Source organism: Advenella sp. (assembly GCF_052108595.1).
GTDB lineage: Bacteria > Pseudomonadota > Gammaproteobacteria > Burkholderiales > Burkholderiaceae_B > Advenella.
Genome location: NZ_JBQEAU010000097.1, coordinates 1 through 17,677, shown reverse-complemented (window position 1 = coordinate 17,677; position 17,677 = coordinate 1). Strand labels below are relative to the sequence as shown.

General features: G+C 55.2%; 12 protein-coding genes and 1 pseudogene. 6 read left to right on the top strand and 7 right to left on the bottom strand.

What is annotated here, in order from left to right:
* The 3 genes from ACTIKR_RS15825 to ACTIKR_RS15815 all read right to left on the bottom strand — a co-directional run.
* Nucleotides 1-2,351: TonB-dependent siderophore receptor (locus ACTIKR_RS15825; protein WP_442328331.1), on the bottom strand; the 2,351-nt coding region annotated here is incomplete at its 3' end.
* Nucleotides 2,352-2,464: 113 nt separating this feature from the next.
* A complete protein-coding gene (locus ACTIKR_RS15820) occupies nucleotides 2,465-3,466 on the bottom strand; it encodes a FecR domain-containing protein (RefSeq protein ID WP_442328330.1) in 1,002 nt (333 codons plus the stop codon).
* Nucleotides 3,433-3,960, bottom strand: coding sequence for a sigma-70 family RNA polymerase sigma factor (locus ACTIKR_RS15815; RefSeq protein ID WP_442328329.1), 528 nt, complete (start codon nucleotides 3,958-3,960; stop codon nucleotides 3,433-3,435). Before ACTIKR_RS15815 ends, ACTIKR_RS15820 begins: the two co-directional genes overlap by 34 nt.
* A gap of 466 nt (nucleotides 3,961-4,426) precedes the next feature.
* Here ACTIKR_RS15815 and ACTIKR_RS15810 point away from each other — a divergent pair, with 466 nt between their 5' ends.
* From ACTIKR_RS15810 to ACTIKR_RS15795, 4 genes are all read left to right on the top strand, one after another.
* The gene (locus tag ACTIKR_RS15810) at nucleotides 4,427-4,906 is read left to right on the top strand and encodes a MarR family winged helix-turn-helix transcriptional regulator (RefSeq protein ID WP_193086785.1); all 480 of its coding nucleotides are present in this window, start codon (nucleotides 4,427-4,429) and stop codon (nucleotides 4,904-4,906) included.
* 54 nt (nucleotides 4,907-4,960) lie between these two features.
* On the top strand, nucleotides 4,961-6,178 hold the full coding sequence (locus ACTIKR_RS15805) for an MFS transporter (RefSeq protein ID WP_193086784.1): 1,218 nt from the start codon (nucleotides 4,961-4,963) through the stop codon (nucleotides 6,176-6,178).
* Between the two features lie 428 nt (nucleotides 6,179-6,606).
* Entirely contained in the window at nucleotides 6,607-6,861 is a 255-nt protein-coding gene (locus ACTIKR_RS15800) for a type II toxin-antitoxin system Phd/YefM family antitoxin (RefSeq protein WP_442328328.1), read from the top strand.
* The gene (locus ACTIKR_RS15795) at nucleotides 6,861-7,292 is read left to right on the top strand and encodes a type II toxin-antitoxin system VapC family toxin (RefSeq protein WP_442328333.1); all 432 of its coding nucleotides are present in this window, start codon (nucleotides 6,861-6,863) and stop codon (nucleotides 7,290-7,292) included. Before ACTIKR_RS15800 ends, ACTIKR_RS15795 begins: the two co-directional genes overlap by 1 nt.
* A gap of 290 nt (nucleotides 7,293-7,582) precedes the next feature.
* Here ACTIKR_RS15795 and ACTIKR_RS15790 read toward each other — a convergent pair whose 3' ends face one another.
* A complete protein-coding gene (locus tag ACTIKR_RS15790) occupies nucleotides 7,583-7,927 on the bottom strand; it encodes a zinc ribbon domain-containing protein YjdM (protein ID WP_442328327.1) in 345 nt (114 codons plus the stop codon).
* Between the two features lie 201 nt (nucleotides 7,928-8,128).
* Complete coding sequence (guaA, locus tag ACTIKR_RS15785) at nucleotides 8,129-9,721, bottom strand: glutamine-hydrolyzing GMP synthase (protein ID WP_442328326.1); 1,593 nt, start codon at nucleotides 9,719-9,721, stop codon at nucleotides 8,129-8,131.
* A 236-nt stretch (nucleotides 9,722-9,957) separates the two neighbouring features.
* On the opposite strand from guaA, the gene ACTIKR_RS15780 reads away from it, so the two are divergent.
* Nucleotides 9,958-10,866 carry an alpha/beta hydrolase gene (locus ACTIKR_RS15780; protein ID WP_442328325.1) on the top strand — a complete coding sequence of 303 codons (909 nt, stop codon included), beginning with the start codon at nucleotides 9,958-9,960 and terminating at the stop codon, nucleotides 10,864-10,866.
* Between the two features lie 254 nt (nucleotides 10,867-11,120).
* Here ACTIKR_RS15780 and guaB read toward each other — a convergent pair whose 3' ends face one another.
* Both guaB and purL read right to left on the bottom strand, forming a co-directional pair.
* A complete protein-coding gene (gene guaB, locus ACTIKR_RS15775) occupies nucleotides 11,121-12,581 on the bottom strand; it encodes an IMP dehydrogenase (RefSeq protein WP_193086779.1) in 1,461 nt (486 codons plus the stop codon).
* A 102-nt stretch (nucleotides 12,582-12,683) separates the two neighbouring features.
* The gene (gene purL / locus ACTIKR_RS15770) at nucleotides 12,684-16,748 is read right to left on the bottom strand and encodes a phosphoribosylformylglycinamidine synthase (RefSeq protein WP_442328332.1); all 4,065 of its coding nucleotides are present in this window, start codon (nucleotides 16,746-16,748) and stop codon (nucleotides 12,684-12,686) included.
* Between the two features lie 498 nt (nucleotides 16,749-17,246).
* Here purL and ACTIKR_RS15765 point away from each other — a divergent pair.
* Nucleotides 17,247-17,663 (top strand): annotated as a pseudogene (locus tag ACTIKR_RS15765) (serine hydrolase); the annotation flags it as partial.
* Between the last annotated feature and the right edge of the window lie 14 nt (nucleotides 17,664-17,677).

Below are 17,677 nucleotides of genomic sequence, written 5' to 3'. Positions count from 1 at the left end.
ACCGTTGTGTAGCCCGAGGTTTCCCAGCGGCCGAAACTGGTTTTTTCGTCCAGTCGATAGTCTTTCGACGCAAAATGCGTCGCTTGTATCCGGTGACTCCATTTCGCAGAGGGTGTGTATTCCACATAGGCGGTCAATTTCAATGGTGGAATGCGATACCCGGTCATGTTCTGGTAACTGTCCTTGCCTTCCGGTTTTTCTTCACCTTTCATCCATGTGAACGTACCACCCAGTGCCCACTGATTATCATCGCTGTAATAATCCAGCCCGCCTTCGATCCCATAAATGCGCTCTTTGGTTCGCAGCAGCGTCAGGCCATTATTGAAACTTTGCAGCGCGCCCAGATCCGATTTCGACTGAAATACGGTCAGGTTGGCAGCGACGTTGGAAAATGTCCCGCGCCAACCCAGCTCAAAGGTATCGGTTTTTACAGGCTCCAGATTTGAAGCGCCAAAATTGAAGGCCGGCGTGGCATTTCGCACCTGGACGCCCACGTCGGGAAGTTCAAAACCCTGGCTGAAGGACGCATAGAACTCCTGGCCTTTGACTGGTGTATAAACGACACCAGCATTATAGCTCCACGCGCCATAATGGACCGTTCCACCGGATACCCGCCCCGGATTGGCCACACGCGATTGCGACAATGGGGTAAAGTCGTCAAAACGTACGCTGGCGCGATCATACCGTGCCCCGCCCTGCACTGCCCAGTGTTCGTTAAAGCGATGCTCCAGCTGGGCAAACGCGCCGATGCTGCGTGTCGTGATCGGCGGCATGTAAGTCAGCGAGTCGATTTTGCGAAAATGCAAACCGCCGCTTCTGTCATATTCGTAGGGATCAAACACATCCAGCGGCATTTCACTGCGCTCTTCGTTGAAATCCATACCCCAGGTCAACTGTGTCTTCTTGTCGGACGTCAATGGCGTCTTGATGGTCAGGCGACCGCCGAATACGCTTGATTTTTGCGTTACCTGGTCCACGTTGGCACCCCTGACAGATACGCCGCGTGCATCAAAGGGGGCAAAGCGTGTGAAAAAGTCGCGATAGTAAATTTGTGCGGCCAGGGTGCTGCCAGCAATGTCACGGTTTTGATATTCAAGGCTGGTCATCGTATTGCGAATGCGATTTTGCTGGTCCAGCTCCAGTCCCCGGATACTTCGCGCGCCGGTGCTGCCGGGCGGCTGCCGGGCGACACTTGGGTCGGACGCGTAGTCGGTATTCTGTTTTGCGTCATAGTGGCTCAGGGACAACTGCAGGCGTTGATTCTCATCAATTTGCAGACCTACTTTGCCGGACATATTGTAGATATTCGAATCAAAAAGATCGCCCTGGCTCGGTTCAGGAGCCAGGCGTGTACCGCGTGCATCGTACGACCCACCTGTATGGCTGGCGCCCAGACTAAGCGAATAATCGATTTTGTCATTGCCACCGGAAAAATAATGCTGCACGCCGCCGCCCAGGCCTGCAGCGCCCAGGCGGGACAATGGTGTCGTCGCCGAAACCGTGGTCTCGGCACGAGGCTCGCCGTCGTATCCCCTGGTGCGTATGGACACAATGCCACCGGCCGCACCGCTGCCGTAGATAGCGCTACTGCCACGCAGTACTTCGATTTGCTCAATATCGGCAGGATTAATATTGGCAAGGTTACGCGAAGAATCACGGTTGGTGTTCAAGGGGATACCGTCAACCAGGATCAGCATATTGCGACCGCGCAGGGTTTGGCCATAATCGGTAATGGTATGACTGGAGTCAGCCATGCCTGGCAGCACTTTACTCAATACGGTGGCCACACTGTCGGATCCGGCACGCAATGTATCCAGCTGCTCCCGGTCAATAACGGCAACCTGTCGGGTGGGCGACATCAAATCACTTTGTGTACGCGCGGTCACGGTAATGGCAGACAATTCGGTCACAGGCGCTGTTGTCTGCTGCACTGCAGACACGGACGGCGTGGCAGCAACAGGCGCCACAGCAGTGTCCAGCGTATAGTTGCCATCTCCTACCTTTCGTATGCGAAGGCCGGTGCCAGCCAGCAGTCGCTCAAAGCCACCCTGTACAGAATGCTGGCCAGTCAGCCCTTGCGTTTTCAGGCCGCGGGTGGCATCCATATCGATGCTCAAATTGACGCCGGCCTGCCCCGCATAACTGAGCAACGCGGGTCCCAGTTCACCGCGAGCAATATTGTACGTGTTACGCGTCTGCGCAGTGCTGGGTTCGGCGGCCCAGACCGGTGCAGGCGCCAGCGTGGCGGTCAGGCCCAGCGCATACAAGGCGCCAAGCACTGCAGCGCTAATGCGACGTCGTGCGCCACACGCAGGTTCAAGCAAATAGGAATCTGAAGTCAGATCAGCCATGAAAAAAGTTCCTGTCACAAAGTCAGTAAATTGAGGTTCTTATAGACATGACAGGCCAGTTGTAAAAACAGGACAAAATAATTGAAATTTTTTCTTTTCCGCAAAAACCACTGCTACCGTGCTGCAACGGTTACCCAGTAACGGGTGCGAAACTGGATCTGCACCGGCAGAGTCTGGGCAAGCGCCTCAAGAATCCGGTCCGTATTATTCAGTTGGAAGGCGCCCGATACTGGAATATCGGCCACAGACGAATCACATCGCAAAATACCCGGGCGATACCGTGCGAGTTCGGCCACAAAATCGGCAAGTCTCATTTGTTCGGCATACAGTACACCTTGCACCCATTGCCCGACGCCGGGCAAGGCGGGCACCTTGGCGCCCAAGCGATCTGCGCTGAAATCCAGTTCCTGCCCTGCCGGTACGATTTGGGTCTCGGACCAATGCAGTGGCCGCACCTGAACGGCACCGTCCAGCACAGTCAACCGGGTACGGTCAGGCGTACAGCGCACGACGAATCGGGTACCCAATGCCTGTAGGCTGCCTTGCTGCGTTTTGACCACAAAGGGACGCGCACCAGCCTGAGGACCGTGTGCCGTCTGGATATGAATTTCTCCCGAGCGTTGCAACACCAGCCGCTGCCTGGCATCGAAGACGACGTCCACAGCGCTTGACGTATTAAGGCTGAGCTGGCTTCCGTCCGCCAGCGCCACGTCCCGGCGTTCGCCCGTGCCGGTGCGGTACTGGGCATTGAGCGAATCCCAGGGGATGGCCCGGTAACCGAGCCACATCGCCGAAGGCGCCGTAATGGCCAGCGCAATAGTTTTGAGCATCATGCGACGATTTTCGGAAACGCGGGGCCGGTTCAATACTGGCATGGCCAGCGAGCCTGGCACGGATTCGAATTGTCGGTTCAGTTTCTCTACGCTTTCCCAGACCCGTTGATGTTCGGAGCTTTGCCCACGCCAGTGGGCGCAGCGCTGCGCATCGGCCTCATTGAAACGCCCGGAATGCATCAGCACGAGCCATTTGACAGCCTCGTCCACCAATTGCGTTTGCTGCGGTTCGGGCGTTCTTGTGGAATTCACGCCGCTTGCGCCAGCATCAAGGTAAGACATTGTTTGAAGCCCTGCGCCATATAACGCGTGACTGTGCGCACACTCACCTGCAGATGCGCCGCAATTTGCTCGTAGCTCATGCCCTCGAGCTGACAAAGTATAAACGCCGTGCGCACACGAGCGGGTAATGCGTCCAGCAGCGTATCGAGCTCCTGCAGCGTTTCCAGAAGAATCGCCCGCTCTTCCACGGATGGCATGTGCTGCTGTGGCAGCTGCAATAACGACGCCTCGTAGGCGCGTTCCAGAGACTGCCGTTCATAGAAATTGATTAGCAGTCGCTTGGCAACGGTCGTCAGGTAGGCGCGCGGCTCATCCAATACCGGAATCGAATTCTGTCGATACCCTGCCAGTACTCGCGTAAAGGTATCATGAGCAAGGTCGGCCGCATCAAATCGGTTACCCAGTTTTCTGTGCAGCCATTGGTACAGCCATCCATGATGATCCTGATAAAGGATATGGATTTGCCGCTGCAAAACTGACTGGCTACCGGTCATGAGCCCCTCTTTCGGTAAAGTGCCGCCCCAACACAAAAAACAACGATAATGACATTCGTTCTCATTATATATAACAATTGACGATCATTGCCCATCAAATACCTGTCATCAACACAGAAAACCTCAGGATCGCTGCGCGCAGGTAATGCGCAGCAAGTCGCACGACGCGGACACCGTCCGCGGCTGAAACTGGCCTGCGTTCGTCGTATTTTCAAGCATTGGCGCTGGACGGCGCTTATACCCCCGGGCCTTTTTCGCAAAAGCCAATGCGCTCAATGCAGGGTAAGCGTAGCCCGTGGGCGTAACAGATCCCGGTACAGACAAGGCCTATTGTGTAGCGGGACGTTCAAATACTTAGTGTGGCTGCTGTTGGCGTCTGTTGCTCATTCTCTTGAACTACCTTGGTGGATCTTTATTGCTCATTTTTTACTTGTTTTAAGGGTAAACCCGTAGTAATATACTTTGCATGCAAACTAAATATTCAGCGAACCGTCCTTCCTCGCATGAACCCTTCCAGGCTCGTAGCCGTTTTGGTTTTCTACTTGGTAGCGTATATAGACAGTGGCGCCGCCAGATCGATTTGAATTTCAAAGACCTGGGACTATCGGATGCCACGCGCATGCCGCTACTGGTGCTATACGTGCAAGACAAAGCCTTGCGCCAGAAAGACCTGGCCCAGGCTTTGTATCTGGACTCTTCATCCCTGGTACGCGTGCTGGCGCAATTGCAAAAGGCGCAACTGGTGCAATGGGATAACGACCCGGCCGACCGTCGCACCAAGTGCATTGCCCTGACACCGGCCGGTCGCAAGGTGGCGGCGCTGATCCTGGAGAAAAGCATGGAAATCGAGCAAACCATACTGGCCGATCTTTCTGCAAATGAAATACAAATCACCCGCCGGGCCCTGGAAAAAATTTCGGAGCGGCTCGAGTCCGGGGACAAATAAACAAATGACGCTGCACTTGCTTTCCCCCTGCACCAGAAAATATACGGTTGAAAAATGAAATTAAAAGTATCGCCCTTCGCCTGGGTGAGTTTTGCCATGATTGTTGGCGTGATGGGCACCGCACTCATCAGTCCCCTGTATGCGCTCTATAAAGAGGCCTGGCAACTGCAAACGAGCGATATCTCGCTCATATACGTCATGTACATGGGCGGTGCGTTGTGTGGTTTGTTGTTTTTGGGGCGCCTGCCTGACCGTGTCGGCTTTCGCCCGATGATGCAGTGGGGCCTGGCGCTGGTCCTGCTCGGAACAGCCATCAGCCTGATCGCATGGAACATGACCAGCCTGAATATCGGACGGTTCATCGTGGGGGTGGCCTCAAGCATGGTGACCACCAGTGCGACCCAGGGGTTATCCAAACTGTCCCGCCACGGCAGCGTACAGCGCGTGGCCATGATGACTGGTTTCTTGATGGCATTTGGCTTCGGCCTGGGACCTTTGGTGGGTGGCATCATTGGGCAATGGGCCCCTGTGCCATTGACACTCGCCTATGTTCCGACCCTGATCCTGGGCAGCCTGGGTTTAACGGTATTGTGCTGCCTGACCCTGCCCGACACCATTAAACCCAAGGCCGGCCCACGCCTGGCATTGAACGATATTTTGCCAAAGCTGACCTGGCCCGACGCAAACGGTTCGGGGGCATTTGTGCTTACCTGTTGCCTGCCTTTTCTTGCATTTGGCGTTTTCGGCCTGTATGCCTCCATGGCGCCACTGTTTCTGGGCAAACTGGTACCCTGGGACGGCCCAGTCGTCAGCGGCACCTCTATTGCATTGATCCTGTTTACTTCGGCAGCCGTTCAGGTGATTGCCGGGCGTATGTCTATTGACTGGTGCGGCGCTACAGGCACAATCGCATTGGCGCTAAGCAACGCGATTCTCATGCTGAACTTACACGCCAGCTCAGCCATTTTGTTTGCGCTGGGCGTATTGCTCACGGCAATCGGACACGGCATGACCATGCTTGCCGGCATGAGCATGATCACCCGCCTGGCCGGACCTGGCAATCGCTCAGGACTGTTGGCTACTTACCTGGTCGCCGGTTACGTCGGCAGCATGATTCCCATGATGGGCATAGGCTGGATTGCCGACCATTGGGGCATTGAAGTAGCCATTTATTCGTTCTGCACGATGGTCATCGCCATTGGCGTACCGGTGGCGGTACTATTTCAGCGCCATCCGCGCATTCGGCCAGCAGTGGCCCAGCCAGCGCATTAAGGGAAGAAGGCAGCACCCACTGCCCTTCTCCTTCAGATATGCGATGTTGCTTCACTTAGAAGTTGGAGCCAAGATCAGTCTAGCCCTCGACAACGGTCGTCTGGTAATAAAACCGCAAGCACGGCCTCACTACGCCCTCGATAAGTTGTTGACTCAATGCGACACAGCGGCTGACTTCGCCCTTAAAGATCGGCAATGGCTTGATGCCAAGCCGGTCGGCGGAGAACTGCTTTAATGGAGCAAGGCAACATTTGGCGGCGAACAACAAGATTGTGATGTTCATTCTTGCTGTACAGAAAAATGGCCCAGACATCGCTACACGATAGATTTCGCACGCCCAAATCAATGGACTCAGCGTCAGCCTTGCATCGTTGAAAAAAATGTAGTAACGTTACCACATACAATCACGTAAAGATAAATGGGGAATCATGAGCATTACAACAATCTCCAGCAGAGAGTTGAATCAAGATATTGGTCGAGCAAAAAAGGCGGCGCTAAAAGGCCCGGTCTTCATCACTGATCGTGGCAAGCCAGCCCACGTATTACTGAGTATAGACGAGTACCAACGTATCACCGGGAAGCGCCGTAATATCGTTGACGCACTTTCTGTGCCGGGACTATCCGATATTGAGTTCGACCCAGCACGGGCCAACATCCAAAGCCGGACGGCAGACCTGTCGTGATGTATCTTCTCGATACCAACGTTATTTCCGAGCTTCGCAAGGCAGGAGACGGAAAAGCTGACGCTAACGTAATCGAGTGGCTAACCAGCGTGGATGCTGCGAAACTCTATATTTCCGCCATGACCGTGATGGAGATTGAAATTGGCATCCTGCGGATCGAACGGCGCGACTCAGCCCAAGGCTCGAAGCTCAGGGCTTGGCTTGAAGCTTATGTCATGCCGGAATTTGCCGAACGCTCATTACCGATAGATGCCGCAGTTGCATTGCAGTGTGCTCGTTTGCAGGTGCCAGATCCCCGCTCTGAACGGGACGCCCTTATAGCAGCCACGGCGCTTGTGCACGGAATGACAGTTGTCACGCGAAACACGGCTGATTTTGAGGCAACAGGTGCGCCACTACTCAACCCGTGGGCACTGTCAAACTCTCGTTAGGAACACCCGGAAGCGGCCCATACGGGCTGCTTGCCAGGGTGCACATGACTAAGCCCGCAACGCGGGCTTAGTGGCTTTTTATGGCATCAGATGCCTGGCGGCGCCAGACGCGCAATCACTCTCACTCAGTTATAAACAAGAAGAAAAACAACTTTCAAATCAATACACCAATACAATAAATTCTGCTGATACCGCGAAAAATACCATGCTATCCCAATCGGCCCCCGCCAGGAGCATGCCACTGTCGAGGTCCACATGGCGTCGCGTTGGGCCGCTCATTAGGCCATCAGTCAGATTTTCTTCACGAACTCCGACTTCAAGCTCATTGCGCCGAATCCATCGATCTTGCAGTCAATGTCATGATCCCCATCGACCAGGCGGATATTCTTGACCTTGGTCCCCATCTTCACGACCCCGCCCGATCCCTTGAGTTTCAGGTCTTTGACGACGGTGATGCTATCTCCATCTTGCAGCACGTTTCCGGCGGCGTCACGGTGAACACGTTCGTCCGACTCAGCCACGGCCTCGGCTTGAACCGGCCATTCGTGGCCGCATTCGGGACAAATGTAGAGCCCGCTACCATCTTCATAGGTGAGGCTGGACTTGCATTGGGAACAGGGGGGTAAAGTACTCATATCAAAGAATCCTAGAAACTTGCTCCGGCTTACCCGAGAGCCCTTCCGATACCGTGCCGGCATCACTAACACGGTGGTGGTACCGGTGTTTTTCTCAACGGTATACCTTCCGGACACCATGAAAAACACCTTTAATGATGTGGGAGATATAGTTATCGAGTCAAAATTTTTGAAGTTAAATCTATAACTTATAAATCAACCTCATTCCCACTCGATCGTCGCAGGCGGCTTGCTGGAAACATCATAAACCACCCGGTTGATGCCGCGCACTTCGTTGATAATACGAGATGACACACGACCCAGTAATGGGTATGGCAGTTGCGCCCAGTCAGCCGTCATGAAATCAGAAGTCTGCACCGCACGCAACGCGACCACATAATCATAAGTTCGGCCGTCGCCCATGACACCCACCGATTTGACTGGCAGGAACACGGCAAAGGCCTGGGAGGTCAGGTCGTACCAGGATTTGCCTGATTCCTCATCGGTTGTGTTGCGCAGTTCTTCAATAAAAATCGCATCAGCCTTGCGCAGCAGATCGGCGTATTCTTTCTTGACTTCGCCCAGAATGCGCACGCCCAGGCCGGGGCCGGGGAATGGATGGCGATACACCATATGATGCGGCAGACCCAGCGCCAGACCCAGTTCTCGCACTTCATCCTTAAACAGCTCGCGCAGCGGCTCCAGCAGTTGCAGATTCAGCGTTTCCGGCAGGCCACCCACGTTATGATGCGACTTGATGGCAACGGCCTTGCCGGTTTTGGCGCCGGCCGATTCAATCACATCGGGGTAGATCGTGCCCTGGGCCAGCCAGCGCGCGCTTTTGCGTTTGCCTGCTTCATCCTGGAACACTTCCACAAATTCCCGACCGATAATCTTGCGTTTTTTTTCCGGGTCGGTTTCGCCGGCCAGCTTGCCCATGAAGGCGTCAGTTGCGTCGACATGAATCACATTGACGCCAAGGTGTTCGCCAAATATCTTCATGACCTGCTCTGCTTCATTCAGGCGAAGCAACCCATGATCTACAAAGACGCAAGTGAGTTGATCACCGATGGCCTTGTGGATCAATGCTGCGGCCACGGATGAATCCACGCCGCCGGACAACCCCAGAATCACGTCATCGGTGCCGACCTGCTCACGGATGCGCGCCACCGCTTCTTCGACGTAGTCGGGCATGTTCCAGTCATTGCTGCAGTTACAAATGTCATTAACGAAGCGGTTCAACAGCGCCCGTCCCTGCGTGGTGTGAGTCACCTCCGGGTGAAACTGCACGCCATAGAAATGGCGGGCTTCGTCGGCCATGCCAGCTATCGGGCATGAAGGCGTAGAAGCCATCAGCACAAAGCCGTCGGGCAGTTCAGAGACCTTGTCGCCATGGCTCATCCAGACCTTGAGCATGCCATGACCCTCTGGCGTGACAAAATCGGCAATGTCCTTGAGCAGTGCGGTATGGCCATGCGCGCGCACTTCAGCGTAGCCAAATTCACGATGATCGGACCAGCTGACCTTGCCGCCCAATTGCGAGGCCATGGCCTGCATGCCGTAACAGATGCCCAGCACCGGCACGCCCAGCTCGAATACCTGCTGCGGCACCTTGAGTGACGCTTCATCATAGGCAGACGAATGGCTGCCGGACAGAATCACGCCCTTGAGCCCCAGGCTCTGCTGTTCTGCAAGAAAAGCAGCATCGACATCGCCGGGGTGAATTTCACAAAACACCCCTGCTTCGCGCACGCGTCGCGCAATAAGTTGTGTAACCTGTGAACCGTAATCGAGAATCAGAATCCGCTGATGCATGCTATATCCGCCTGAGGACAAAAGAAAAGAAATTGGAAGACGACATTATAATGGCTGTGACGCCCAAAACGGTGTCAAAACCTGACTGCGTATAAGATGTGACAGTCAGGCTTGTTTCCCGTGCCGCCGCCCTGAACGCAAGCGCGATCGTTTGGCGCACGAACGCAGCACCGCACGCCAGGACAGCGTGTCTGTTTTACCCCTTGTTTCGCTCACCTAGCAAAGGCCCTGAATCAATGAAAAATACCCAGAATCAACCCTTTACCGATCCTGCTCCCTCAGCAAAAACCTTTATGCTGGTCCATGGTGCCTGGCACGGAGCCTGGGTCTGGGACGAGGTTGCGCAACAGCTACGGGATCAGGGGCATATCGTGTATACCCCCACGCTGACAGGTCTGGGAGATCGCGCTGCCGAACTTTCAGCAACCATTTCGCTTGACACGTTCATTGAGGATATCGAAACCGCAATATTGCACCCGCAAACGGCGCCGGCGCTTGCCGGCTCATCTACTGATTTCAATGACAGTTGCAATAATGCCACAGCACCTGAACAAGACTCGCCAGGGCCTGGTGCGGCGATATCCGGAGCTCTTGCCAATACGTGTGAACCCGGCGCTGGCGAAGCACTTGCCAACGTAATTCTCGTCGGCCACAGTTTTGCCGGGTTGATCATCAGTGGCGTTGCGGATCGTATCGCAGATCGTCTGGACCGCCTGATTTACCTGGATGCCTTTGTGCTGCCTTCAGGTCAGTCCACGTTTGCGACTTTGCCCGATAAGGTGGTCAATGCACTGACTGCTTCTGCCCAGGCACACCATGGATATGGCATTCCCGCACCGGATCCGATTCATTTGGGCATTCCCGCCGATACTGAGCAATACACATTCGCACGAGGAAAATTGACGCCGCATCCAATCAACACCTATGCCAGTGCGCTCTCGCTGAACGCGCCATTAGGTGCAGGCGTGAAAAAAATCTATCTGGCCTGCACCACTCCACCCTATAAGCCGGTCGTAGCCTCGCATGACTGGGTAAAAGACCAGCCAGACTGGGTCTGGGCAGAACTGAACAGCTCTCATTCGGCCCCGTTGCTGGCGCCGAACATGGTGGCTGAAAAACTGCTGGCGCTGTCGTCGCTGCGATAACGTGCAGCAACGTTGCCCGAATGAACATTGACCGTAGATCCATCGATACTGATTATTGCTTCATCGGCCAACTGAGATAATCCTGGTTGCATCACTTGCATGGTCGCCAGCGACACTGCCCGCAACAATCTGATGTAATCTATTGGGACAATAAAAACCCGGCGCTGTGATAAACAACGCCGGGTTTGGTCCCGGGTTTCGGTGCCGATCACGCAGTGTGCCACGGCATGCGTGGCACACTGGTGCGGCTGTACTTAGTCGGCGCGGTAGTTCGGTGCCTCTTTGGTGATTTGCACATCATGCACATGCGATTCGCGGACACCGGCAGAGGTAATCTCTACAAATTGCGGCACGGTACGCATGTCATCGATCGAGGCGCAACCGCAATAGCCCATGGAAGCGCGGATACCGCCTACCAACTGATAAATGATGGCCAGCACACTGCCTTTATATGGTACACGGCCTTCAATACCTTCCGGCACGAGCTTGTCGACGTTGTTGGCAGGATCCTGGAAATAACGGTCGGCAGAGCCTTTTTCCATGGCACCAAGACTACCCATGCCCCGGTAGGACTTATAGGAGCGCCCCTGGAACAGTACGACTTCGCCCGGCGCCTCTTCAGTGCCGGCGAACATGCCGCCCATCATGCAGGCAAAGGCGCCCGCAACCAGCGCTTTGGACACGTCGCCGGAATAGCGGATGCCGCCGTCGGCGATCAGCGGTACGCCAGTGCCTTCCAGCGCCTTGGCAACATCGGAAATGGCCGTGATCTGGGGAACACCCACACCCGCGACAACTCGCGTGGTGCAGATTGAGCCCGGACCAATACCTACCTTGACACCATCGGCTCCAGCATCCACCAGCGCCTTGGCGGCTTCGGCAGTGGCAATATTGCCACCAATCACGTCAACTTCCGGGAAATTCTCTTTCACCCAGCGTACACGATCAAGCACTCCCTGGGAGTGGCCGTGTGCGGTATCAACGATAATAACGTCGACATCGGCTGCGGCAAGCTTGCGTACACGCTCTTCGGTGCCCTCGCCCACGCCGACCGCTGCGCCGACACGCAATTGACCGAATTCGTCCTTACACGCGTAGGGGTGTTCCGTATTTTTAACAATATCCTTGACGGTAGCCAGCCCGCGCAATTCAAAATCGTCATTGACGATCAATACACGTTCCAGACGGTATTTGTGCATCAAGGCCTGGGCTTCGCGCAGCGTGCCACCTTCATGCATGGTGATCAGCCGTTCCTTGGGCGTCATCACAGAGGTGAGCGGCACGTCAAGACGGTCTTCGAAACGCAAGTCCCGATTGGTCACGATGCCAACCACCTTGCCGTTGTCTACCACGGGCAGACCGGAGATGCCATGCTTTTTCTGCAGGGCAATGGCATCGCGCACCTTCATGTCTGATGTGACCGACACCGGATCGATAACAATTCCGAACTCATGACGTTTGACGCGAGCCACTTCTGCGGCCTGCTCATCTGCGGTCATGTTCTTGTGGATGATCCCGATCCCGCCTTCCTGAGCCATCGCGATGGCCAGACGTGCTTCGGTAACCGTATCCATGGCTGCCGATACCAGCGGAATATTCAGTGTGATATTACGGGTAAGTTTAGTTTTGAGAGACGTGTCGCGCGGCAACACATTTGAGTACGCAGGTACCAGAAGAACATCGTCAAAGGTAAGTGCTTTTTGAATGAGACGCATGAAATAACTCCGGGCGCAAAGCAAAATTATACGCTTGCGCCCGAACGGAATCAACCGGGTTCGCCCACACAGCGAGAAATTCCCCGCTGCGCGAACCGTTTTCTATCCCATGGCCACACGGGCGTTCATGAACATCCGCATCCACGGCGTGTAGTCGCCACCCGTATCCTGGTCGCCCCAACTGTCCGGATGCCAGGACATCATGACATTGCGCGTAACCCTTTCTGGATGCGGCATCATAATGGTGAACCGGCCATCTGCCGTCGTGACAGAGGCAATACCCTGCGGACTGCCGTTGGGATTGGCCGGATAGGCCTCTGATACAAACCCCGCGTTCGATACATAACGCAAGGCTGTCTGGACGGCATTGATATCGCCTTGCAGGCCAAAATCGGCAAAGCCCTCGCCGTGCGCCACCGCGATCGGCAGGCGGCTGCCCTGCATGCCGTTAAAGAAGATGGACGGAGACTGGTCAATTTTCACCAGGCTCAGGCGGGCTTCGTACTTGGCTGACTGATTATAGGTAAACCGTGGCCAATCCTGTGCGCCAGGGATCATGTCAGCCAGCGTAGCCAGCATCTGGCAGCCATTACACACGCCCAGCGCAAAGACGTCGGGCCGCGCGAAGAAGGCAGCGAACTGTGCAGACAACGCCGAATTAAACCGAATGGTGCGTGCCCACCCTTCGCCAGCGCCAAGCACATCGCCATAACTGAAGCCGCCAACCGCCACCATGGCCTGATAGTCGTTAAGCGAGGAGCGACCGGACAGAAGATCGGTCATATGCACGTCGTAGGCATCAAAGCCGGCCTTATCGAAGGCCCAGGCCATTTCAACCTGACTATTGCAGCCCTGCTCGCGCAATATGGCAATTTTAGGACGTATGCCACTTGAAATAAAGGGCGCGGCCAGCGGCTCCTGGGGATTAAAGCTAATAACAGCATTCAGGCCTGGGTCTTTGCGCTCGTCCCAGTTGTCGAACTCAGCCTGGGCACTGGCCGGATTATCGCGCCGTTTCATGATTTCGTAGGTAACCTGGCTCCAGGCCTTACCCAGATCGACGCGATCCAGACCGAGAATACGGCGGCCATCACGGTAAAATTCGATCTGGTCAGAGGTGTTCGGCGCTCCGATTACATTTGAAATGCGGGACAGCCCGGCTTCACGCAAGGCCTGTAGCACCTGATCACGCTGTTCGGCTCGCACCTGAATAACAGCGCCGGCTTCTTCGTTGAACAGCGCCTTGACCGTCAATTCATCGCGTTGCACCGCCACCTGTTCGGGACGAATTTTATAATCCCCCCAATCGGCAGAGGTCTCGTCAAACGTCAACATGTCCAGGTTGATGGAAACACCCACGTGGCCTGCGAAGGCCATCTCGGCTACCGTAGCAAGCAGACCACCATCGGAACGGTCATGATAGGCCAGGATCAGCCCGCGCGCGACCAGCGAACGGATGGTCAGGAAAAAGGTTCTGAGCAACGCAGGATCGTCCAGATCAGGAACGTCGGAACCATACTGGTTAATCACATTTGACAATACCGAGCCGGCCAGGCGCTGTCGCCCCTGCCCCAGATCGAGCAGAATCAAAGTGGTATCGCCCTGGTCAGTTACCAGTTGCGGCGTCAGGGTTTTGCGTACGTCGGCCACCGGCGCAAAAGCCGTTACAACCAGCGAAACCGGTGCTACCACTTCTTTGGGCTGGTTTTGTTCGTCCCAGCGTGTCCGCATGGACAATGAATCCTTGCCTACCGGGATAGATAGACCAATCGTCTGACACAGTATTGAGACGGCGTTCACTGTATCAAACAGTGCGGCGTCCTGACCCTCGAAGCCGCAAGCGGCCATCCAGTTGGCTGACAGCTTGATGTCTTCCAGCGAAGCGACATCGGCTGCGGCAAGATTGGTCAGCGCTTCGGCAACCGCCATGCGACCTGATGCCGGCGCGTTGCCAATAGCCAGCGGCGTACGCTCGCCCATCGCCATGGCCTCTCCGCGCACTGATTCATAATCGGCCAGCGTAACCGCGCAATCGGCCACAGGCACCTGCCATGGGCCGACCATCTGGTCCCTTGAACATAGGCCGCCCACGGTGCGATCGCCAATGGTAATCAGAAATGACTTGTTGGCTACCGTCGGGTGGCGCATGACTTGCAGTGAAATATCGGCAAGATCCAATCCCGTTACGTCCATTGGCACCAGCGTACGTGCCTTGTGTTCGGCTTGACGCTTCATGCGAGGCAGTTTGCCCAGAATAACGTCCATTGGCACATCCACCGGCGCAGGGGCCTCGGCCTGCGCTGCGGCTTGCGGTTCGGAGAATCCCGGCAAGCCCTGACCATCAGAGACCTTCAAATGGCGCTCTGTCGTGGTTACTCCCACGACGGCAAACGGGCAGCGTTCGCGCACAGCAATCGCCTCGAAACGCGACAGGTCTTCAGGCAGGATGGCCAGCACATAGCGTTCCTGCGCCTCATTGCTCCAGATCTCCGCAGCCGACAGGCCGGACTCTTCCAGATGAACCCGCTGCAGATCGAAAATCGCGCCGCGGCCCGCATCATTGACCAATTCAGGAAACGCATTGGACAAGCCGCCCGCGCCCACATCATGAATGGCAATGATCGGGTTGTCTTCTTGCAATTGCCAGCAGCGATCGATCACTTCCTGGGCGCGACGCTCGAGTTCCGGATTGCCGCGCTGGACCGAATCGAAATCAAGCTGTGCAGTATTGGCGCCGGCGCTCATGGACGAAGCGGCACTGCCTCCCATCCCGATACGCATGCCGGGCCCGCCGAGCTGAATCAGCAGCGCCTGTCCCGGTATGACATCTTTATGGGTAAGCGCAGCGTCAATGCTGCCCAGGCCACCTGCAATCATAATCGGCTTGTGATAGCCCCAGCGCACCCCATCGACCGTCTGTTCGAAGGTACGGAAATAGCCCAGCAAATTTGGCCTGCCAAATTCGTTATTGAACGCAGCACCACCGATTGGGCCTTCAATCATGATGTCGAGCGGGCTGGCAATTCGATCAGGCAGGCCATAAGGCTTGGCCTCACGCGATTCGGCGATATCAGGCAGATTCAGATTGGATACGGTAAATCCGGTCAGGCCCGCTTTGGGTTTGGAACCTCGCCCGGTTGCCCCTTCGTCGCGGATTTCCCCGCCGGCGCCGGTGGCCGCGCCTGGAAATGGCGCAATTGCCGTTGGGTGGTTGTGCGTTTCCACTTTCATCAATGTATGGGTCAGACGCATCTGGCTACCGTACCTGGGCGCCGCCGCAGTGTGATCCTCTGCCGGCAAGCCAGCAAAAAACCGGCTTGCCGGCCCACCTTCCATGACGGCAGCATTATCCGAATAGGCAACCACGGTTCCCTTGGGCTGTGCCGCATGTGTCTTGCGGATCATGCCAAACAGGGTATCCTCTTTTTTCTCGCCATCAATTTCCCAACTGGCGTTAAAAATCTTATGACGGCAATGTTCGCTGTTTGCCTGCGCAAACATCATCAACTCGACATCAGTGGGATCGCGTCCGAGCTCGCTGAACGAGGTCAGCAGATAATCTATTTCCACAGGCGACAATGCCAGACCCAGGTTCTCATTGGCCTGGTCAAGCGCCGTCCTGCCGCGGGCCTGAACCGGAATTTGCGCCAGCGGCTTGCCAGGCAAAGTTTGCATTAATATTGAAGCATCAAAGGCCGAATCTACAACGGTCTCTGTCATCCGGTCGTGGACAAGCGCTGCAATTTGCGACAGCTGCTCTTGCGTAAGCTTTTTGGCGCCCAGCAACCCTTTTTTTGGAACAAACCGGTATTCAATGCCCCGCTCTATGCGCCGCACCGCCGATAAGCCGCAATTGTGTGCAATATCGGTTGCCTTGCTGGCCCACGGTGATAATGTCCCCAGACGTGGCAGGACCCGCAGCACCAATGCATCCTGCGCCGGCACGCCTGCCTGGGCGGTGCCGTAGTTGAGAAGCTGATTCAACCGTTGTTGATCGTCCTGAGACATAACGCCGTGAATGAAAACGTGGTGCTCGTAGCGGGCAGTCATGTCCTGCACAGGCAACCCGGCCTGGGCAAGCGCCACAAGCAGTCGCTCTTTCTGAAACGGGGTCAAGGCGGCACAGCCGTATGCAATTTGGTGCTGATGTTGAGTATCTGACACAATAAAAACCGGAGTAAATGAAAATTGCCTGAACAGGAAAGCGTTATTTTATCGCCCCTGGCCCCGTCTCATGCGCAATAACCATGCAATTGCGATATTTACCCTGACGCTTCAGGGAAAAGTCGCCTGCTTTTCTACCTATTTCCCTCAGGAAAACATTTGATACAATTTAGAGTGTTTTAGCCAAAAATAGCCGAATTTACGTCTATTGTCTGCCTTTATCGTTTATTTTGTTGTTAAAATACAAGCTAAAGCTTAAGCGATCCACTTAACAGTAAATTTAGATATCGCCTCTAACCCATTAATAAATATATTTTTTTTCAAATCTTATTTATAATTGCGCTGACCCTGATCTAATTTGCCCGTGACGAACCTATGCAAAAATATCTTAGAAAAACCCTGACCGCATGTCTGGCCGTGGTGCTAACCACTGGTTCCATTGTACCCGTTTCCAGTTTCGCCCAGGAAGACGATGGAAGCCCAACCTATGATGCCCTTCCGCTGGCCAGCACCGTTGTCGGCCAGGCCGATAACGGTGGTATTGTCCGTTCCCAGGTCGCCTATGTGGTCGATCTGACTGACAACCGTATACTTTATTCCAAAAACGCCGATGTGATCCGGCCCATTGCGTCGATCAGCAAACTGATGACAGCACTGATCATTACTACTGCCAGTCTGAACATGAACGAGCAGATCGTCATTACGGCGGATGACATTGACCGGGTCAAAAAATCATCTTCGCGGCTGTCCGTTGGCACTACATTGACGCGCCGCGAGTTGCTGCATCTAGCCCTGATGTCGTCGGAAAACCGGGCAGCTCATGCGCTAGGCCGAACCTACCCGGGCGGCATGAACGCTTTTGTGCGCGAAATGAATGCCAAGGCGCGCCAGCTGGGCATGACCCGTACCCGTTTTGTATAGCCTACGGGGCT